The 18,245-nt window shown below is 69.8% G+C and carries 14 protein-coding genes, 2 tRNA genes and 1 pseudogene; 2 read left to right on the plus strand and 15 right to left on the minus strand.

The genetic code is table 11. The annotated features are described in order from the left end of the window. Positions 1-29 precede the first annotated feature (29 nt). The 10 genes and pseudogenes from mrdA to ACFO4E_RS05180 all read right to left on the minus strand — a co-directional run bounded on the left by mrdA (position 30) and on the right by ACFO4E_RS05180 (position 12,044). On the minus strand, positions 30-2,255 hold the full coding sequence (mrdA, locus tag ACFO4E_RS05135; protein WP_378571847.1) for a penicillin-binding protein 2: 2,226 nt from the start codon (positions 2,253-2,255) through the stop codon (positions 30-32). Next, positions 2,252-2,797 carry a rod shape-determining protein MreD gene (mreD, locus tag ACFO4E_RS05140; RefSeq protein ID WP_378571848.1) on the minus strand — a complete coding sequence of 182 codons (546 nt, stop codon included), beginning with the start codon at positions 2,795-2,797 and terminating at the stop codon, positions 2,252-2,254. The genes mrdA and mreD overlap by 4 nt, the downstream gene beginning before the upstream one ends. Before the next feature lie 272 nt (positions 2,798-3,069). Next, a pseudogene (mreC, locus tag ACFO4E_RS05145) lies at positions 3,070-3,954 on the minus strand (rod shape-determining protein MreC); the annotation flags it as partial. Continuing rightward, positions 3,954-4,988 carry a rod shape-determining protein gene (gene mreB / locus ACFO4E_RS05150; RefSeq protein ID WP_378571849.1) on the minus strand — a complete coding sequence of 345 codons (1,035 nt, stop codon included), beginning with the start codon at positions 4,986-4,988 and terminating at the stop codon, positions 3,954-3,956. The pseudogene mreC and the gene mreB, both read right to left, overlap by 1 nt. Positions 4,989-5,190: 202 nt before the next feature. Continuing rightward, positions 5,191-5,601, minus strand: coding sequence for a nucleoside-diphosphate kinase (gene ndk, locus ACFO4E_RS05155; RefSeq protein ID WP_378571850.1), 411 nt, complete (start codon positions 5,599-5,601; stop codon positions 5,191-5,193). A gap of 51 nt (positions 5,602-5,652) precedes the next feature. Beyond that, positions 5,653-5,991, minus strand: coding sequence for a DUF4233 domain-containing protein (locus ACFO4E_RS05160; RefSeq protein ID WP_378571851.1), 339 nt, complete (start codon positions 5,989-5,991; stop codon positions 5,653-5,655). 2 nt (positions 5,992-5,993) lie between these two features. After that, entirely contained in the window at positions 5,994-7,292 is a 1,299-nt protein-coding gene (locus tag ACFO4E_RS05165) for a bifunctional folylpolyglutamate synthase/dihydrofolate synthase (protein WP_378571968.1), read from the minus strand. Between the two features lie 185 nt (positions 7,293-7,477). After that, a complete protein-coding gene (locus tag ACFO4E_RS05170; RefSeq protein ID WP_378571852.1) occupies positions 7,478-8,893 on the minus strand; it encodes an LVIVD repeat-containing protein in 1,416 nt (471 codons plus the stop codon). A gap of 185 nt (positions 8,894-9,078) precedes the next feature. Beyond that, positions 9,079-10,491: an LVIVD repeat-containing protein gene (locus tag ACFO4E_RS05175; protein WP_378571853.1), complete on the minus strand. Its 1,413-nt coding sequence runs from the start codon at positions 10,489-10,491 to the stop codon at positions 9,079-9,081. Between the two features lie 140 nt (positions 10,492-10,631). Then, positions 10,632-12,044: an LVIVD repeat-containing protein gene (locus ACFO4E_RS05180; protein WP_378571854.1), complete on the minus strand. Its 1,413-nt coding sequence runs from the start codon at positions 12,042-12,044 to the stop codon at positions 10,632-10,634. A gap of 257 nt (positions 12,045-12,301) precedes the next feature. On the opposite strand from ACFO4E_RS05180, the gene ACFO4E_RS05185 reads away from it, so the two are divergent. Further along, the gene (locus ACFO4E_RS05185) at positions 12,302-13,000 is read left to right on the plus strand and encodes a DUF305 domain-containing protein (RefSeq protein ID WP_378571855.1); all 699 of its coding nucleotides are present in this window, start codon (positions 12,302-12,304) and stop codon (positions 12,998-13,000) included. A 90-nt stretch (positions 13,001-13,090) separates the two neighbouring features. Here ACFO4E_RS05185 and clpX read toward each other — a convergent pair whose 3' ends face one another. From clpX to ACFO4E_RS05210, 5 genes are all read right to left on the minus strand, one after another. After that, a complete protein-coding gene (gene clpX / locus ACFO4E_RS05190; RefSeq protein WP_378571856.1) occupies positions 13,091-14,362 on the minus strand; it encodes an ATP-dependent Clp protease ATP-binding subunit ClpX in 1,272 nt (423 codons plus the stop codon). Positions 14,363-14,609: 247 nt separating this feature from the next. After that, the gene (locus ACFO4E_RS05195) at positions 14,610-15,296 is read right to left on the minus strand and encodes an ATP-dependent Clp protease proteolytic subunit (RefSeq protein ID WP_378571857.1); all 687 of its coding nucleotides are present in this window, start codon (positions 15,294-15,296) and stop codon (positions 14,610-14,612) included. Between the two features lie 68 nt (positions 15,297-15,364). Continuing rightward, entirely contained in the window at positions 15,365-15,952 is a 588-nt protein-coding gene (locus ACFO4E_RS05200; RefSeq protein WP_378538213.1) for an ATP-dependent Clp protease proteolytic subunit, read from the minus strand. A gap of 306 nt (positions 15,953-16,258) precedes the next feature. Beyond that, positions 16,259-17,695, minus strand: coding sequence for a trigger factor (gene tig, locus ACFO4E_RS05205; RefSeq protein WP_378571858.1), 1,437 nt, complete (start codon positions 17,693-17,695; stop codon positions 16,259-16,261). 244 nt (positions 17,696-17,939) lie between these two features. After that, positions 17,940-18,014 (minus strand) — tRNA-Pro (locus ACFO4E_RS05210). 110 nt (positions 18,015-18,124) lie between these two features. Here ACFO4E_RS05210 and ACFO4E_RS05215 point away from each other — a divergent pair. Beyond that, positions 18,125-18,198 (plus strand) — tRNA-Gly (locus tag ACFO4E_RS05215). Positions 18,199-18,245: the final 47 nt, after the last annotated feature.

The raw sequence follows: 18,245 nt of genomic DNA on the forward strand, positions 1-18,245 counted from the left end.
TACCCCTTCCACGGGATGGCCATGCGGGCCTACTTCTCGTAGCCCGCGGGCGGCACGACGCTGCCGTCGGGCCGGACAGTGGGCAGCTCGGCCGGCGGCGCCCCGCCGGGCACGGCGGGCTCACCGGCCCCCGCGGTGCGGCCCGCCGCGAGGTCGGCGGCGCGCGCCAGCTCGGCGTCGGGCAGGCTCTCGTCCTTCTTCTCCGCGGCGAAACCGTAGATGCCGTCGTAGATCTCCCGGGCCACCGGCGCCGCCACGACGCCGCCCGTTCCGCCCTGGGACACCAGGACGACCACCGCGAACTGCGGGTCGTCGGCCGGAGCGTAGGAGGCGAACCAGGCCGACTCCTTGAGCCCGGTGAGGGTGGCGGTCCCCGTCTTGCCCGCGATGGAGACCTCGCTCTGCGGGAAGCCGTCGAAGGCGGCCTTGGCCGTGCCCTCCTTGGGCACCTGCTCCAGGGCATTCTGGAGGTAGGTGATGGTGTCGTCGCTGATGGGCAGCTCACCGGCCTTCACCGGGGGGATCTCGCGGCTCTGCTTGCCGTCGGCCGAGATGAACCCCTTGCCCACGCGCGGCTCCCACAGGGTCCCGCCGTTGGCGATCGCGGCATAGGCCCGCGCGACCTGCAACGGGGTGACCAGGACGTCGCCCTGTCCGATCGCGAAGTTCACGGCGTCGCCGGCGCGCCAGGAGGCGCCGTCGGTGCAGAACTCCGCGGCCGCGCGCTTGAGGTAGTCGGCGTGGCCGGGGTCGGTCTTGGCGACGTCGGGGTAGCCGTCCTCGGCGCGCCGGCAGGCGTCCTCGCGGCCCGCCTCCCAGTACTCGCGCTTCCACTCGCGGTCGGGGATGCGGCCGGGCACCTCGTGGGGCAGGTCGACCCCGGTCGGTTCGCCGAACCCGAACCCCAGGGCCATGTTCGCCATGTCGTTCTCGGCATCGGGCTTGGGCCGGGTGCCGCCGTCGGCGCGCCACATGTCGTAGGCGAGGGTGTAGAAGACGGTGTTGCAGGAGATCACGATGGCGCGGTGCAGGCTGATGCTGCCGAAGGCGCCGCCCTCGTAGTTCTGGAAGCCGCGCCCGCCGACCCGGATGGAGCTGGGGCACCCGTACTTGGCGTCGAGGGGCGAGCCGTTCTCGGCCGCCGCCGCCAGCGAGGACACCTTGAAGGTGGAGGCCGGCGGGAACTGCCCCTGCACGGCGCGCGAGATCAGCGGCTGTCCGGCCTCCTCGCTGAGGAGCTCGTCGTAGGTCTCCTGATCGATCCCGCCCTCCCAGACCCCGGGGTCGTAGGTGGGCAGGCTGGCCAGGGCGACCACGCGGCCGGTGCGCACGTCCATGACGACGCTCGCGGCGGCGTCGGCGGGGTTGCCCTCGCCGCGCGCCTTCTGCACACCGTTGGCGAGGGCCTTCTCCACGATGTCCTGGACGCGGGAGTCGATGCTGGTCACCAGGTGCATCCCGGGCTCGGAGGGCTTCTCCTCGACCAGGCCGGTGACGTTGCCCATGTGGTCCACGCCGTAGCGGCGGTGGCCCGCGGTGCCGCGCAGTTCCTCGTCGTAGACGGCTTCGACGCCGTCGCGGCCCACTTGGTCGATGCCGGTGAACTGGGAGCGCAGGTCCTCGCGCTCCTCCAGCTCCGCAGCGGTGATCGGTTGCAGGTAGCCCAGCGCCTGCACGGCGTCGCCGCCCTTCGCGTGGATGCGCACGGCCTGCGGCTGCGCGGAGATCCCGGGGAACTTGTCCTGCTGCTCCATGATCTGGAGGGCGACCCGCGGGTCGACGTCCTCGGCCACCGAGATCGGCTGGTAGGGGGAGCCCGGCCAGCAGGGTCGGCCCACCGTGGGGCTGCACAGCCGGGTGCGCTGCCGCAGCTCCTGGAACGGAATGTCCATCACGTCGGACAGCCGGCGCAGGACGGCGTCGCCGCCGTCGTCCTGCGAGGTCAGGGTGTGGTAGTCCGCCGACACCACCAGCTCGGTGCGGTTGCGCACCAGGGGCCGCCCGACCGAGTCGAGGATCTGGCCGCGGGTGGCCGGGACGATGAGGGTCTGGTTGTGGCTGGACTCCGCGAGTTCGCGGAAGTGGTCGGCCATCGGGACCTGGAGGTACCACATGCGTCCGACCAGGGTGGCGAACAGGGCGATGACCAGGATCTGGGCGGCGAGCATGCCGCCGCGGCCGGGGCGCCGGAGCAGCAGCGGCACCTCGGCCCGGTCGGCCCGCACGCGTCTCCACTTCCCGATCCACTTCCTCATCTGCCCACCCCTCCGGTGGTCCACGGCGGCGTTGCGAAGTCGGCGTAGGGGTCGCGTGCGGTCCGGCGCAGCATCGCCCCCAGGGGCCCGAGCACGAGTGGGCTGATGACCATGGTCAGCAGCAGGGTGAGGGACGTGCCCACCACGACGCCGCCGAAGGTGATCCGCGGGTCGCCGAGCACCACCCCGGCGAACGCGTACACCAGCGCGGTGCCGAGCGTGGCCATGGCGGCGGTGGCGTAGGGGTGCAGGCCCTCGCGCTTCTCCGAGGCGCGGTTGGCGGCGATGAGGTACCCGGCGAGGCAGAGCACGAGTGCGCCGCGCCCGATCTCGCTGTCGGCGGGCGGCAGCACGTCCATCGCCAGGCCCGCCGCGAACCCGGCGACGGCGCCGGCGATGCGGGTGCAGTAGAGCGCGACGGCGGTGACGGCCAGCACGACGAGGTCGGGGGCCGCGCCGCCCGGGAGCGGGATCCGGTTCAGCACCGCGGCCTGGACGACGACCGCCAGGACGATGGCGAGCACGCTCACCGAGCCCTTCATGTGGTCCCCCGTTCCCCGCCCGCACCGGGCCCGACCTGGTCCTCGGTGCCGCCGGCCGGCGGCGGCGGACCGGTCTCCTCCGACTCGTCGCGGGTGCCGCCGCCGGTGCGGCCCGTGGCCGGGTCGGCGGTGTCCTCGTCGCGGCCGCGCTCGCCCCTGCCCTCGGCGCCCCTGTCCTCGGCACCCCTGCCCTCGGCGCCGCGGCCCCGTCCGGCGCCGTCGTCGTTCCGGTCGTCCTTGTCCTTGCCCCTGTCGTCCTTGCTCTTGGGCACGTCAGGGCGGGGCGGCAGGACGGAGTCGCGGGGATCCCGTTTCGGGCCGCCGACCACCACCCCCACGATGTCGAGCGATCCGATGTCGACCATGGGGGCGATCCCGGCGGTGCGGCTGAGCGCCCCGGGGGTCTGCTCGATGTTGTCCACGGTGCCGATCGGGACGCCCGGCACGAACGGGGCGCCGTCGTGCGAGCCCATGGTGACGATCCGGGTGCCCTTGACGATCTCGGTGTCGGCGTCCATGAGCTCGAACCGCAGCAGCCGGCCGTCGCCGACGGTCCCCGAGGTGCCTTCGGCCACCCCGATCTTGTGCGAGCCCTCCAGCCGGGCCCCGACCGAGGAGCCGGGGTCGGTGACGAGCAGGACGGTCGAGGTGGTGCGGCCGGCGCGGGTCACCTTGCCGACCAGCCCGTCGCCGTTGAGCACGGTCATGTCGGGCCGCACGCCGTCGCGGGTGCCGACGTCCAGGGTGATGGAGTCGGCGTAGCCGCGGGGCCCCGACCGCGTGACGGCCTGGGCGGGCACGATCTCATAGCCGCCCAGCCCGGACAGCTGGAGCAGGTCGGCGAGTTCCCGCGACCGGGTGCCGTCGCGCTCCAGGGCGGCCAGTTCGGCGGCCAGCTCCTTGTTGCGCCCCTCCAGTTCACCGATGCGCTCGGCCGCGCGCGGGGCGGCGGCCAAGGCGCCGTAGGCGAGTGCCGCGGGGCCCGATACCGCCGATACGCCCGCGGACAGCGGCCGGAACGCGGCCTCGCCCGCGTCGCGGGCGTGGGCGCTCACGGGGTTCTCGCTGTCGCGGGCGTCGATGACGACCAGGCCGGCCGCCACCAGGACCAGGGCGCCCAGGACGATCCGCGCCCGGGAGGTACCGCGCGGGAGCATCAGCGCCGCCGATCCGGGACGAGCACCTGGTTGAGTCGCTCGTAGTTCTCCACGCAGGTGCCCGAGCCGATCGCCACGGAGTCGAGCGCGTTCTCGGCGACGTGGATGGGCATGCCGGTCTCGTGGCGCAACCGGTAGTCGAGGCCGCGCAGGAGGGCGCCGCCGCCGGTGACGGCGATCCCGCGGTCCATGATGTCGCCGGACAGCTCCGGCGGGCACTTGTCGAGGGTGGTGCGGACGGCGTCGATGATGGTGGTGACGGGCTCCTCGATGGCCTGGCGGACGTCGGCGGCCGACATCACCACGGTCTTGGGCAGGCCGGTGACGAGGTCGCGCCCGCGCACCTCGGCGTGCAGCTCGTCCTCCCCGGTGGGGCAGGCCGACCCGATCGCGACCTTCAGCTCCTCCGACGTGCGCTCGCCGATCATCAGCGAGTACTCCTTCTTGACGAAGTTCATGACCGCCTGGTCGAGTTCGTCGCCGCCGACGCGGATGGACTGCGAGGTGACGATGCCGCCCATGGAGATGACCGCGACCTCGGTGGTGCCGCCGCCGATGTCGACGACCATGTTGCCGGTGGGCTCGTGCACGGGCAGGCCGACGCCGATGGCCGCGGCCATGGGCTCTTCGATGATGTAGACCCGGCGCGCCCCCGCCTGGTAGCCGGCCTCCTTGACCGCCCGGTGCTCGACCGAGGTGATCCCGCTGGGAACGGCCACGATGATGCGCGGCTTGGCGAAGTGCCGGCGGCGGTGGATCTTCTGGATGAAGTACCGGAGCATGCGCTCGGTGATCTCGAAGTCGGCGATGACGCCGTCCTTGAGGGGCCGGACCGCGGTGATGTTGCTGGGCGTACGGCCGATCATCTGCTTCGCCTCGATGCCGACCGCCACGATCTTGCCCGTGGCGGTGTTGACCGCGACGACCGAGGGCTCGTTCAGCACGATGCCGCGGCCGCGCACGTACACCAGCGTGTTCGCGGTCCCGAGGTCGACCGCCATGTCGCGGCCGAGAAAAGCGAGGTTATTGGTCATGGAACGTCCTCAGCGGCAGCAAAACGGGTGTGGCACCCACGGGGCGGTCAATACGGACTCGTTCCAGCACGGATGCGGATTCAGTACTCGTATCGTAACGCTGCGCAGTCATGTCGTTACGCAACACACCGATTCATTGTCATGACCGGAGAGCAAAAAAGCGCCGGGCGAAGCCCGGCGCGCCACCTTGCCAAGGTCCCGCTCAGGACTCCAGGTGCGGGAAGAACAGCCTGATCTCGCGCTCGGCGGAGTAGGTGGAGTCGGACCCGTGCACGATGTTCTGCTGCACCTCGAGGGCGAAGTCGCCGCGGATCGTGCCCGGGGCCGCGGCGACCGGGTCCGTGGCGCCGGCCAGGGCGCGGAACGCCTCGACGGCCCGCTCGCCCTCGACCACCATGGCCACCAGCGGGCCGCCGGTGATGAACTCCACCAGCGACTCGAAGAACGGCCGCGCCGCGTGCTCCTCGTAGTGCGTCTTCGCGGTGTCGGCGTCGAGCGTGCGCAGGTCCAGGGCGACGATCTTCAGGCCCTTGCGCTCGATGCGCGCGATGACGTCGCCGATGATGTTGCGCCGTACGCCATCGGGCTTGATGAGGACAAGAGTGCGCTCCACGGTGGTACTCCTCGGTTCACGGGTTTCGAAGTGCCGATCGGCGGGAAAACCCTATCGCCCGGCGGGCTCGCCGTGCGCCGCCTTCATCGCGTCGGTGCGGCGGCCCAGGAGGACGCCGGCGATCCACAGCGCCGTGAAGACGACGCCCAGCACCGCGAGCCCGGGCACCAGGAACCCGCTCGCCAGGAACGCCGCCTGGAGCGCCCACCCCGCGTAGTGGGCCCAGGCGTAGCGCTGGAGGGCCGCCAGGACCAGGGCCGCCGCCGCCAGTCCGCCCCACACCCCTCCGGCCAGCGCCGGCGGGTACCCGCCGAGCTGGATGGCGACCGGCACGGCGAGTCCGATGACGATGACCTCGATCGCCAGCACGACGGCGCAGATCGTCCGCATCGTCACTCCCCCTTGATCAGGTGGGCGGCGTCGCCGGCGGTGACCACCGAGCCGGTGATGAGGACGCCCGCCCCGCTCGGCTCGCCGTGCTCCTCGGCGAGGGCGAGGGCGGTGTCGATGGCGTCGTCCATGCGCGCGGCCGTGCGCACGCGGTCGGGGCCGAACACCGCGGCGGCGGCGGCCGCGAGGTCGTCGGGGGCCAGGCTGCGGTGCGAGGAGTTACGGGTGACCACCACCTCGTCGAGCAGCGGCTCCAGGGGTTCGAGGATGCCCTCGATGTCCTTGTCCGCCATGACCGCCAGCACGCCCACCAGCCGGGTGAACCCGAAGTCCTCCTCGACCGCGGCCGCCGATGCTGCCATGCCGGCGGGGTTGTGCGCGGCGTCGACCAGGACGGTGGGGCCGGTGCGCACGATCTCCAGCCGGCCGGGCGACTCCACCTCGGCCAGCGCGGCGGCCACCAGATCGGGATCGAGCCGGTCGTCGCCCTCGCCCGGCGCCGCGAACGCCTCGACGGCGGCGACCGCCACCGCGGCGTTGCCCGCCTGGTGGGCGCCGAACAGCGGCAGCGGGACGTCCTCATAGCCGCCGCGCAGGCCCTTGAGCGCGATGCGCTGGCCGCCCACCGCGAGGTCGCGGTGGGCCACCCCGAACTCCAGCCCCTCGCGGGCCACCCGCGCGCCGACCTCGCCGGCCCGGCGCATCAGCACCTCGGCGGCCGGAAGCGGCTGCTGGGCCAGCACCGCGATGGAGCCCGGCTTGATGATGCCGGCCTTCTCCACGGCGATGTCCTCGACGGTGTCGCCCAGGAGCCGGGTGTGGTCGATCGAGATGGGCGTCACCACGGCGACGTCGGCGTCGATCACGTTGGTGGCGTCCCAGGTGCCGCCCAGGCCGACCTCGACGACGGCGACGTCCACCGGGGTGTCGGCGAAGACCGAGTAGGCGAGGGCCGTCAGCACCTCGAAGTAGGACAGCGGGATCTCATCGGCGGCGTCGGCCATCTCGATGTAGGGGCGGATGTCCTCATAGGCCGCGACGAACCGCTCCTCGGAGACGGGCTCGCCGTCGACGACGATGCGCTCGCGCATGGTGTGCAGGTGCGGGCTGGTGTAACGGCCGACCCGCAGACGGCGCTCGCGCAGCAGCGCGTCGATCATCCGCGCCGTGGAGGTCTTGCCGTTGGTCCCGGTGACGTGGATCGCCCGGAACCCGCGCTGCGGTTGCCCGAGGAGGTCCATCAGCCCGGCGATGCGCTCCAGAGTCGGATTGGCGAACGCTTCACCGGTGCGGGCGAGGATGGACTCTTCCACAGCTCGGTAGTCGGGGTTGGTGGTCACGGTACTCCGGAGGTCGGGGCATGTCGGTTGCGCCCTTCAGCTTAGGCGGTCGCCGACCGGGCGGCGTGCCGCCCCCGGCTCCGGACCCCGGCGGGCCGGACGGCCCGCGGAGGCGCTCCCCCGCGGGCCGTCCGGAAACGGGCCGGTCAGCCCCTGCCGGGGCTGTAGACGGGCTGGCTCTGCGGGTTGAACTCGTCGTAGGTGACGCGCTCGGCCCCCTTCAGCCGGTCGTCGTCGATCTTGAGCACGTCGAGGCCGCGGACGATGTCGGAGGAGTACACGTGGCCGTTGTAGTAGTACGTGGACCAGGTGTCGCCCCCGAACGCCTCCGGGTCGACCCGCGGGTCGGGGTCGAAGTAGCCGATCTCGACCGGGTTCGCGGGGTCGTTGAAGTCGATGACCGAGACCCCGCCCTCGTACCAGGACTGCACGAAGAAGTCCTTGCCCGGCACCGGGATCAGCGAGCCGTTGTGCGCCACGCAGGTCTGGTCGCCCTGGTGCCGGTCGATCTTGAAGTAGCTCTCGAACGACAGCTCGGGGCTGTTGCCGCCCTTGAGGCTGTAGACGGCGTTGGCGCCGCGCTCGGGGCCGATCTCCTCGGTGCAGGTCGGCGCGCCGCCGCCGCCGAGCTCGTCGGTGAACAGGACGCCCTTGGCGTCGTTGGTGAAGGTCGCCGAGTGCCAGAACGCGAAATTCTCATCGCGCACCTGGTCGATGATCGTGGGGTTCAGCGGATCGGCGATGTCCAGGATCAGGCCGTCGCCCATGCACGCGCCCGCCGCGATGTCCTTGCTCGGGAAGACCGTGATGTCGTGGCAGCCCTCGGTGGGACGCAGCAGGTTGTCCTGGTCGTGGTTGCCGCCGTCCGGGAACAGCACGGGCTCCGCGGCGATCGCGGCGGAGGCGGGGTCGTCCTTGGGGACCTCGATGATGGAGATCTTGTCGTGCGGCGGCCGGCAGTTCGGGTAGCGCTCGGAGGGCGCGTAGGAGGAGACGTAGATGTAGTCGGTCTCCCCGTCCTCACCCGGCAGGAGCGTGTTGGTGTGCGAGCCGCAGTCGGTGCGCACCGCGGCCACGTACTGGGGGTTGGCCTTGTCGGAGATGTCGAAGATCCGGATGCCCTCGAACGCGTCGGCGTCGGTCGGGCTGCTCTCGGGCGCCCCGCACTCGTCCGACTCCCGCGGGTAGTCCACCGAGAAGTAGAGCAGGTCGCCGCTCACCGACACGTCGCCCTGGCCGCCCTCGCACAGCACCGTGGCGGTGATCTCGGGCTCGGCGGGGGTGGAGATGTCGTAGATGACGAAGCCGTCGTAGTTGCCGCCGATGGCGTAGTCACCGGTGAACGCCAGGTCGGAGTTGGTGCCGTCGACCGGCGAGGGCTTGGGGATGTTCGCCAGGTGCGTGATGTTGTCGCTGCTGGTGCCCTCACCCGGCGGGTTGGCGTCGGCGAGCGCCGCCGGCGCCTGGACCAGGCTCAGCACGAGGCCGGCGATCGCGGCACCGGCGAGTCCGGCGCGGTGCGGGGTTCGCCGTCTCTGCGACGGCGCGGGGGATGTCGGCACTGGCACTCCTCATTCCGACGCGGACCAAAACACCCACAAACTACACATTTGCCAAGTCGGTTGTACAGAGCGACCTATCGCAATAACCCGGAATTTACAATTTCCCGCCCTTCTACCTGCACATATCACTCAGAGAAAGCGGAAACGGCCCCCCGCTGCGCGGGGGGCCGCCCTTCAGCCGCTGGTCAGCCGCCCCGCGAGTACCGGGGCTGGCTCTGCGGGTTGAACTCGTCGTAGGTGACGCGCTCGGCCGGGCGCAGCCTCCGGTCGTTCAGCTTCAGGACGTCGAAGCCCTGCTGGATGTCGGAGGAGTACACGTAGCCGTTGTAGTAGTACGCCGACCACGAGCCGCTGAGGACGTTCTCGGTCTCCGAGAACGGCGGACGGTCGAAGTAGCCGATCTCCCGCGGCCTCCTCGGGTTGTTGAAGTCGATGATCGACACGCCGCCCTGGTACCAGGACTGCACGAAGTAGTCCTGGCCCGGAACGGGGATCAGCGAGCCGTTGTGCGCCACGCAGTTCTCGGTGTCGCCCTGGTGCCGGTCGATCTTGAAGTAGCTCTGGAACCGGAGCTCCGGGTCCTTCTTGCCCTTGATCGTGAAGATCGCGTCGGCGCCCCTCTCGGGCCCGGTCTCCTCGTTGCAGACCGCGCCGGCGCCGCCACCCAGCTCGTCGGTGAAGATGACGCCCTTGGCGTCGTTGGTGAACGTCGCCGAGTGCCAGAACGCGAAATTGTCGTCGCGCGCGGTCTCGGTGACCACCGGGTCCAGCGGGTCGCTGATGTCCATCAGGATCCCGTCGCCCATGCACGCGCCCGCCGCGAGGTCCTTCTCGGGGAAGACGGTGATGTCGTGGCAGCCCGACGTCTCGCGCGACGGGGTGCCGGACGGGTTGCCGCCGTCGGGGAACAGCACCGGCTCGGCCGCGAGGGCCGCCGAGGCGGGGTCGTCCTTGGGGATCTCGACGATGGAGATCTTGTCGTGCGGCGGCTTGCAGTTGGGGAACAGGTCCGACGGGCTGTAGGACGACACGTAGACGTAGTCGCTGTCCTCGCCGGGGACCAGGGTGTTGGTGTGCGAGCCGCAGTCGGTGTCCACCGCGGCCACGTACTGCGGGTCGGACTTGTCGGAGATGTCGAAGACGCGGATGCCCTCGAAGGCGTCGGCGTTCTGCGGGGTGCTCGCGGGGGCCCCGCACTCGTCGGACTCCCGCGGGTAGTCCACCGAGAAGTACAGCAGGTCGCCGCTCACCGACACGTCGCCCTGGCCGCCCTCGCACAGCACCGTGGAGGCGACCTCGGGCTCCTCGGGCGAGGAGATGTCGTAGATGACGAAGCCGTTGTAGTTCCCGTCGATGGCGTAGTCGCCCGAGAACGCCAGGTCGGAGTTGTACGCGGCCTCGTTGTCGAAGGGCGCCGGCTTGGGCAGGTTGGCGACGAGTTCGACGTTGTCGCTGGTGATCACGTCGTCGGCCGCGGTCTGGGCACCGGCCGCCGGTGCCAGGGACGCGACCATGACGGCCGCGCCGGCCGCGGCCAGGCTCATGCGCCCGAACCGGCGGCGCCCGCGCCGCCGTTCCGGGCTAGGGGATGTCGGCATGTGGTCTCCTCTTTTCCGATACACACCGAAAACAGGTAAAAGCACCGGGGCGTCCGGCTGAGCGTAGCGCGGATGGCGCCCGGAAACCGCGGGTCACGGCGCCGTCGGCGGCACCGTGGCCCGCGGCCGCGCGGACGGGGTCAGCGGCCCCGGTACTGCGGCTGGTTCTGGGGGTTGAACTCGTCGAAGGTGACGCGCTCCGCACCGCGCAGGCGGCGGTCGTCCAGCCTCAGCACGTCGAACCCGCGGGTCCGCTCCGAGGAGTAGACGTAGCCGTTGTAGTAGTACGCCGACCAGGTGCCGCCGCGGACCAGTTCCGTCTCCGAGACGGGGCCCCGGTCGAAGTAGCCGATCTCGCGCGGTTCCCTCGGGTTGTTGAAGTCGATGATCGACACGCCGCCCTGGTACCAGGACTGCACGAAGTAGTCCTTCCCGGGCACCGGGATCAGCGAGCCGTTGTGGGCCACGCAGTTCTCAGTGTCGGACTGGTGCCGGTCGATCTTGAAGTAGCTGGCGAACGTCAGCTCGGGGTTCTTCCTGCCCTTGAGCGTGTAGATCGCGTCCGCGCCCAGCTCGGGGCCGGTCTCCTCGTTGCAGGTCGCCGCGCCGCCGCCGCCGAGCTCGTCGGTGAAGATGACGGCCTTGGCGTCGTTGGTGAAGGTCGCCGAGTGCCAGAACGCGAAATTGTCGTCGCGCACGGTCTCGGTGACCACCGGGTTCAGCGGGTCGCTGATGTCCATCAGCACGCCCTCGCCCATGCAGGCTCCGGCGGCGATGTCCTTGGCCGGGAAGACGGTGATGTCGTGGCAGCCCTCGGTGGGACGCAGCAGGTTGTCCTGGTCGTGGTTGCCGCCCTCCGGGAACAGGACCGGCTGGCTGACCACGGCGGCCGACGTCGGGTCGTCCTTGGGGACCTCGATGATGGAGATCTTGTCGTGCGGCGGCCGGCAGTTGGGGAACCGCTCGGAGGGGGCGTAGGAGGAGACGTAGATGTAGTCGCTGTCCTCGCCCTGGAGCAGGGTGTTGGTGTGCGAGCCGCAGTCGGTGGGCACGGCCGCGATGTACTCGGGGCTGGTCTTGTCGGAGATGTCGAAGATCCGGATGCCCTCGAAGGCATCGGGGTCCTCGGCGGTGCTCTCGCCCGAGCCGCACTCCTCGTTGACCTGCGGGTACTCCACGGAGTAGTAGAGCAGGTCGCCGCTGACCGACACGTCGCCCTGGCCGCCCTCGCACAGCACGGCGCTGCTGATCTCCGGGGCCTCGGGGTCGGAGACGTCGTGGATCACGAAGCCGTTGTAGTTGCCGACGATCACGTGATCGCCGGTGAAGGCCAGGTCGGAGTTGCTGACGTCGAAGCCCTCGGGCTTGGGCAGGTTCGCGACCAGGTCGATGTTGTCGCTCTTGTCGATCTCGTCGGGCGGCGTCTGCGCGTTCGCCGCGGCCGGCGACAGCAGGGACGCGCCCAGAGCGGCGGTCGACAGCAGGGCCACGGCCGCGTTCCGCAGTCGGCGCCTTGTCCGGCGTCTCGTGGACGCCGCGGGGGATGTCGGCATGTGGGGGTTCCTCCTCGGTACACACCGTCTGAACAGAAGGAACATACATTTCCCCACGAAGGGATGACCAGCCGCGAATAACACAAAACGCACAATAAGCGACATAAGGCCAGATCAACGGCCGAATCAAACAAGGGAAACACGCTGCGTGATGATCACAAGATCAGCGTCATACTGGACAAACCACCATCCGACTGAGTAGACAACGGAGAGCGGCTCACGAGGCCGCTTCGACGACCCTGCTGGAAGGAGCCCCTGTGCGGCGCTGGGTTCTGGCGGCGGGAGCCGCCGTCCTGTTCACCGGAGCAACGGCCTGCTCCTCGACGGAGTCCGCCGACGGCCCGCCCGTCCTGGCCCCCGGCGCCCCGGGCGAATCCGCCTCGCCGGCCTCCCAGGACCAGATCGACGCCGCGTCGGAGACCATCCAACACAACGAAGCCGACGTCGAGTACATGCTGATGATGATCGAGCACCACGGCCAGGCCGTCCGCATGACCGACCTCGCCGAGGACCGCATGGACAACGACGACCTCGGTCTCATCGCCGAGCGCATCGGCGCCGCCCAAGGCCCCGAGATCGAGGCCATGGAGGGCTGGCTCGACACCAACGTCTACGGCCCCGCTGAAGAGAACCCCAACCACCAGGGGTTCTGTGCCAACGGCCCGAGCGAGGAGGGCCACCACGGCGGCGACAGCGAGTGCCCGGTGAACCTCGACCACTCCGAGATGCCCGGCATGGCCACCGAGGACGAGCTCACCGACCTGGAGGACGCCGACGGCGCCGACTTCGACGAGCTGTTCGTCGAACTCATGACCGCCCACCACGAGGGCGCCATCAGCATGGCCGAGGACGAGGTCGCCTCGGGCAAGCACCCCGATGCGCTGAAGATGGCCGCGGACGTGATGGTCGAGCAGCAGGCCGACATCAACCGCATGGCCGAGGTCATGGGCGAGTAGACCGGACGGAACACGCCGGACACGCGAAAGGGCCCCCGCGCGCGGGGGCCCTTTCGCGTGTGGGCGGACGCGCCGCCCTGGGCGCACGCCCTAGGCGCTCTTCTCCTCGCGCTCGGGGCTCAGCTTGGCCCGCGGCACGATGGTGGGGTTGACGTGCTCCAGCACGGCCTCGCGGGTGATGATGACCTGGCCGACGTCCTCGCGGCTGGGCACCTCGTACATCACCGAGAGCAGGACCTCCTCGATGATGGCGCGCAGCCCGCGCGCGCCGGTCCCCCGGATGATGCCCTGCTCGGCGATGGCGTCGAGGGCGTCCTCGGTGAACTCCAGCTCGACGTTGTCGAGCTCGAAGAGGCGCTGGTACTGCTTGACCAGGGCGTTGCGCGGCTCGGTGAGGATCCGGATCAGCGCCGCGCGGTCGAGGTTGTGCACGCTGGTGATGACCGGGAGCCGGCCGACGAACTCCGGGATCATCCCGAACTTCAGCAGGTCCTCGGGCATGACCTCGGAGAAGCCGTCGGCGGAGTCCTCGTCGGCCGGCCGCAGCACGGCGTTGAAGCCCATGCCCTGCTTGCCCACCCGGGACTCGATGATCTTCTCCAGCCCGGCGAAGGCCCCACCGCAGATGAACAGCACGTTGGTGGTGTCGATCTGGATGAACTCCTGGTGGGGGTGCTTGCGCCCGCCCTGCGGGGGGACGCTGGCGGTGGTGCCCTCCAGGATCTTCAGCAGCGCCTGCTGGACGCCCTCGCCGGAGACGTCGCGGGTGATCGACGGGTTCTCGCTCTTGCGGGCGACCTTGTCGACCTCGTCGATGTAGATGATCCCGGTCTCGGCCTTCTTGACGTCGTAGTCGGCCGCCTGGATCAGCTTGAGCAGGATGTTCTCGACGTCCTCGCCCACGTAGCCCGCCTCGGTGAGCGCGGTGGCGTCGGCGATGGCGAACGGGACGTTGAGGATCTTGGCGAGCGTCTGCGCGAGGAGTGTCTTGCCCGAACCCGTGGGGCCCAAGAGGAGGATGTTGGACTTGGCGATCTCCACGTCCTCTTCGCGCGGCCGGTCCGTCTCGGACTGCACGCGCTTGTAGTGGTTGTAGACCGCCACCGACAGCGCCTTCTTGGCCTGCTCCTGCCCGATCACGTAGGAGTCCAGGAACTCGTAGATCTCGCGGGGCTTGGGCAGGCTGTCCCACTTCAGCTCAGTGGCGTCCGCCAGCTCCTCTTCGATGATCTCGTTGCACAGATCGATGCACTCGTCGCAGATGTAGACGCCGGGACCGGCAATGAGCTTTTTCACCTGCTTCTGGCTCTTGCCGCAGAACGAGCACTTCAGCAGGTCTCCACCGTCGCCGATGCGTGCCACCCAGCTACTCCTTAAAACGTAGGCCACCCCGTCATCGTCCACCCGGCGCGCCGTGCGACGGATGACGTGCCCTCTACCAGAGCAAGCTACCGCTTTTGCAGGATATGCGCTCCCGATGTGCCCGAGGGCGGGGCGATCTGTGCGTCCTTCATCCGAGCCTAAGCGAAGAACCGGACCGGCTTCACCACTCCGGGGCCCCCGGCGTGTGATCCCCCGGCCCGGCCCGAACGGCGGCGGACCCGCGCGCCTACTTCGTGGACGCGGGCTGGGAGGACTGGAGCGACGTCTTGCGGTACGGCAGGATGTCGTCGACCAGCCCATACTTCACGGCCTCCTCGGCGGTGAAGACCTTCTCGCGCTCGATGTCGCGGCTGATCGTGTCCTTGTCCTGGCCGGTGTGGCGGGCCAGGACGTTCTCCATCTGGTCACGGATCCGCATGATCTCGCGAGCCTGTAGCTCCAGGTCGGTGACCTGGCCGTAGGTGGCCTCGGTGGCCGGCTGCTGGACGATCAGGCGGGCGTTGGGGAGCATCAGCCGCTTGCCCTTGGTCCCGGCCGCGAGCAGCACCGCGGCGGCGGTCGCCGCCTGCCCGATGCAGGTCGTCTGGATGTCGGGGCGGACGAACTGCATGGTGTCGTAGATCGCCATCAGCGACGTGAACGAACCGCCGGGGGAATTGATGTACATCTGGATGTCGCGGTCGGCGTCGATCTGTTCCAGCGTGATCAACTGCGCCATGATGTCGTTCGCGGAGGTGTCGTCGATCTGCACCCCGACGAAGATGATGCGCTCTTCGAAAAGCTTGTTGTACGGATTCATCTCCTTGATGCCGTACTGGGTCCGCTCAACGAAGGAGGGCATCACGTACCGCGCCTGCGCCGGCTGCTGGGCCATTCCGTACGCGCTGGCGGGTGAATTGCCGATAATGCTCATGTCAGGAACTTTCGCCTTTCAAGCTGACTCGTCGGAGGTACAGGCCATGGAACGCGCCGGCGGGCGCCTCAGCCGGCGTTGATCTGCTGGAGGCTGCCGACGACCTCGTCGACGAAGCCGTACTCCTTGGCCTGCTCCGCGGCGAACCAGCGGTCGCGGTCGGCGTCCTTCTCGATCTGCTCGCGGGTCTGCCCGGTGTGGTGCGCGATGATGTCGAGGAGCGCGCCCTTGACGTAGACCAGGTCGTCGGCCCGGATGCGGATGTCGGTGGCGGTACCGCCGACACCGGCCGAGGGCTGGTGCATCATCACGCGGGCGTGCGGGAGCGCATAGCGCTTGCCGGGGGTGCCGGCGCAGAGCAGGACCTGTCCCATCGAGGCGGCGAGCCCCATGCCGACGGTCGCGATGTCGTTCGGGATGTACTGCATGATGTCGTAGATCGCCATTCCGGCGGTCACGGAGCCGCCGGGCGAGTTGACGTAGAGCGAGATGTCGCGCTTGCGGTCCTCGGCCGAGAGGAGCAGGAGGTCGCCCACCACCCGGGTGGCCATGGCGTCGTTGACCTCATCGGCGATGAAGATGATGCGCTGGCGCAGCAAGCGCTGCGCGGTCTGCTCGATGACGGTCGGCTGCGGGGTCTCCCCCGCCGCGCGGATCTCGTCGAGAACGCCTGTGAAAGGCTGTTCGGTCACCCTGGCACCTGCTTTCGCCTTGAGCGGTCACTCGGAGGTTCGTCCCGTCAAATCACACTAGCGCGGGGGAACGGCCGCTGGGGCGCGCTCACAGGGGTGTTCGCTGTTGGCGCAGGCTCCCGGCGGGGTGGCGCGCCCCCGGTGCGGCGGACCGCGCCGAGACCGCGAAAGGCGCCGGTGGGATGGTCCCCCACCGGCGCCTTATCACGTGGCGCGGCGTGCCGCCCGGACCGGCGCGGTGCGCGGCCCGGTCCGCTGTCGCCGGCCGGCCTACTTGTCCTTGTCCTCGGCGGCGGTCCCGCCGTCGGCCGCGGCCTCAGGCTCGGCCTCGGCGGGCGTGTCCTCGGCGTCGGCGGCCGGGGCCTCGTCGGCGACCTCGGCCTCGGCGGCCGCGGCCTCAGGGGCCTCCTGCTCGACGACGTTGCCGGACTCGTCGGTGATCCGCGCCTTCTGCAGCACGAGGTCCATGGCCTTGGCCCGCACGACCTCGGTGTAGGCCACCCGGATCTGGTTGGACTCCACCAGGTGCTGGGCGAGCTGGTCCGGGGAGACGCCCATGCGCTGGGCCTGCTCCACGACGTACTGGCTCAGCTCGCTGTTGTCGGCGGAGAGCTCCTCCTGCAGCGCGAGCTGGTCGAGGATGAACCCGGCCTTCACCGCCGAACGGGCGCTGGAGGACAGCTCCTCCTCGAACTCCTCCTCGGTCTGCTCCTGCGACTCCAGGTAGGACTCCTTGGTCAGCCCGCTCTGGGTGAGCTGCTGCTCCAGGCTCTCGCGGCGGCGGTTGACCTCTTCGTCGATGACGGAGTCGGGCAGCGGGATGTCGATGGAGTCGACCAGCTTCTCCAGCGCGCGGTCGCGGCCCTGGGAGAGCTGCTGGAGGCGGCGCACCTGCTCCAGGCGGGAGCGGACGTCGGCGCGCAGCTCCTCGATGGTGTCGAACTCGCTCGCCATCTGCGCGAACTCGTCGTCGAGCTCCGGAAGCTCCTTGACCTTGACGCTGTGGACGGCCACGGTCACGTCGGCCTCGCGGCCCTCGTACTCGCCGCCGACCAGCTTGGTGGCGAAGGTCGCGGACTCGCCCTCGGACATCCCCTCGAGGGTGTCGTCGAGCCCTTCGAGGACGGTGTTGGTGCCGACCTCGTAGGAGAGGCCGTTGGCCTGCACGTCGTCGAGCTTCTCGCCGTCGATGGCGGCGGAGAGGTCGATCGAGACGTGGTCGCCGCTCTGGACGGGGCGCTCAGCGCCGACGAGCGTGGAGAAGCGCTCGCGCAGGTTGCCGACCTGGTCCTCGATCTGCTCCTCGGTGGCCTCGGCGTCGTCGACCGTGACCTCGATGCCCTCGTACCCGGTGACCTCGAACTTCGGCCGGATGTCGACCTCGGCGGTGAACGCGAGCTGGTCGTTGTCCTCCAGCTTGGTCACCTCCACGTCGGGCTGGCCGAGCGCGAAGATGTCCTCCTTCTGGATGGCCTCGTTGTAGAGCTCCGGAACGGCGTGGTTCACCGCTTCGCTGATCACCGCTCCGCGGCCGACGTAACGGTCGATCAGCCGAGCCGGCGCCTTGCCCGGGCGGAAGCCCTTGATCCGGACCTGCTTGGCGAGCGACTTGTAAGTCACGTCGAAGGCGTGGTCGAGTTCCTCGAAAGGAACCTCGATGGTCAGCTTGACCCGGGTCGGGCTGAGCTCCTCGACATCGGTCTTCACGGGGCGGTACTCCTAGATTTCCGGCTGGTGTCCGGGACGGCCCGGCACGCACGGGACACTGCCCGGCCCGCGGTGCGCGTATCCACGCGTGAGCCCGCCGGCCGACACAGGTCACCGGGCCGTGGGGCCTGATGAAGGACTGACTGAATTCGCGATTTTCCTGCTGATCACGCCAAGTCTAGGGCAGATATGCGGGCCCTCAGGGCCCGCGCACGAGCCGCACCGGGCGCCACAAGCGATTTCGTCGGGGAGGCGGGATTCGAACCCGCGGCCTCATGCTCCCAAAGCATGCGCGCTAACCAAGCTGCGCTACTCCCCGTGGACCGTGCGCCGACGCCCGGAGAGTGGACGACCCGCGCTCCGGAGACGGTAGTCTTATCCCCGTCGGCCCCACGAGTCTAGAGGAAACTCCGGGGCCCTGACGCCATCGCGGGCGTAGTTCAATGGTAGAACTCCAGCCTTCCAAGCTGGTCGTGCGGGTTCGATTCCCGTCGCCCGCTCCACCTCTTTCGAAGGGCCAGGTCGGCCGGGTCTCCCCGCCCCTGGTCCT

This window comes from Nocardiopsis mangrovi (assembly GCF_042653925.1).
GTDB lineage: Bacteria > Actinomycetota > Actinomycetes > Streptosporangiales > Streptosporangiaceae > Nocardiopsis_B > Nocardiopsis_B mangrovi.

Excerpts from the sequence above, each read along its gene's own strand:
- mreD (WP_378571848.1), bottom strand. The coding sequence starts at position 2,797 with ATGAAGGGCTCGGTGAGCGTGCTCGCCATCGTCCTGGCGGTCGTCGTC.
- ACFO4E_RS05175 (WP_378571853.1), bottom strand. The coding sequence starts at position 10,491 with ATGCCGACATCCCCTAGCCCGGAACGGCGGCGCGGGCGCCGCCGGTTC.
- ACFO4E_RS05195 (WP_378571857.1), bottom strand. The coding sequence starts at position 15,296 with ATGAGCATTATCGGCAATTCACCCGCCAGCGCGTACGGAATGGCCCAG.
- mreB (WP_378571849.1), bottom strand. The coding sequence starts at position 4,988 with ATGACCAATAACCTCGCTTTTCTCGGCCGCGACATGGCGGTCGACCTC.
- mrdA (WP_378571847.1), bottom strand. The coding sequence starts at position 2,255 with ATGAGGAAGTGGATCGGGAAGTGGAGACGCGTGCGGGCCGACCGGGCC.
- ACFO4E_RS05180 (WP_378571854.1), bottom strand. The coding sequence starts at position 12,044 with ATGCCGACATCCCCCGCGGCGTCCACGAGACGCCGGACAAGGCGCCGA.
- ACFO4E_RS05160 (WP_378571851.1), bottom strand. The coding sequence starts at position 5,991 with ATGCGGACGATCTGCGCCGTCGTGCTGGCGATCGAGGTCATCGTCATC.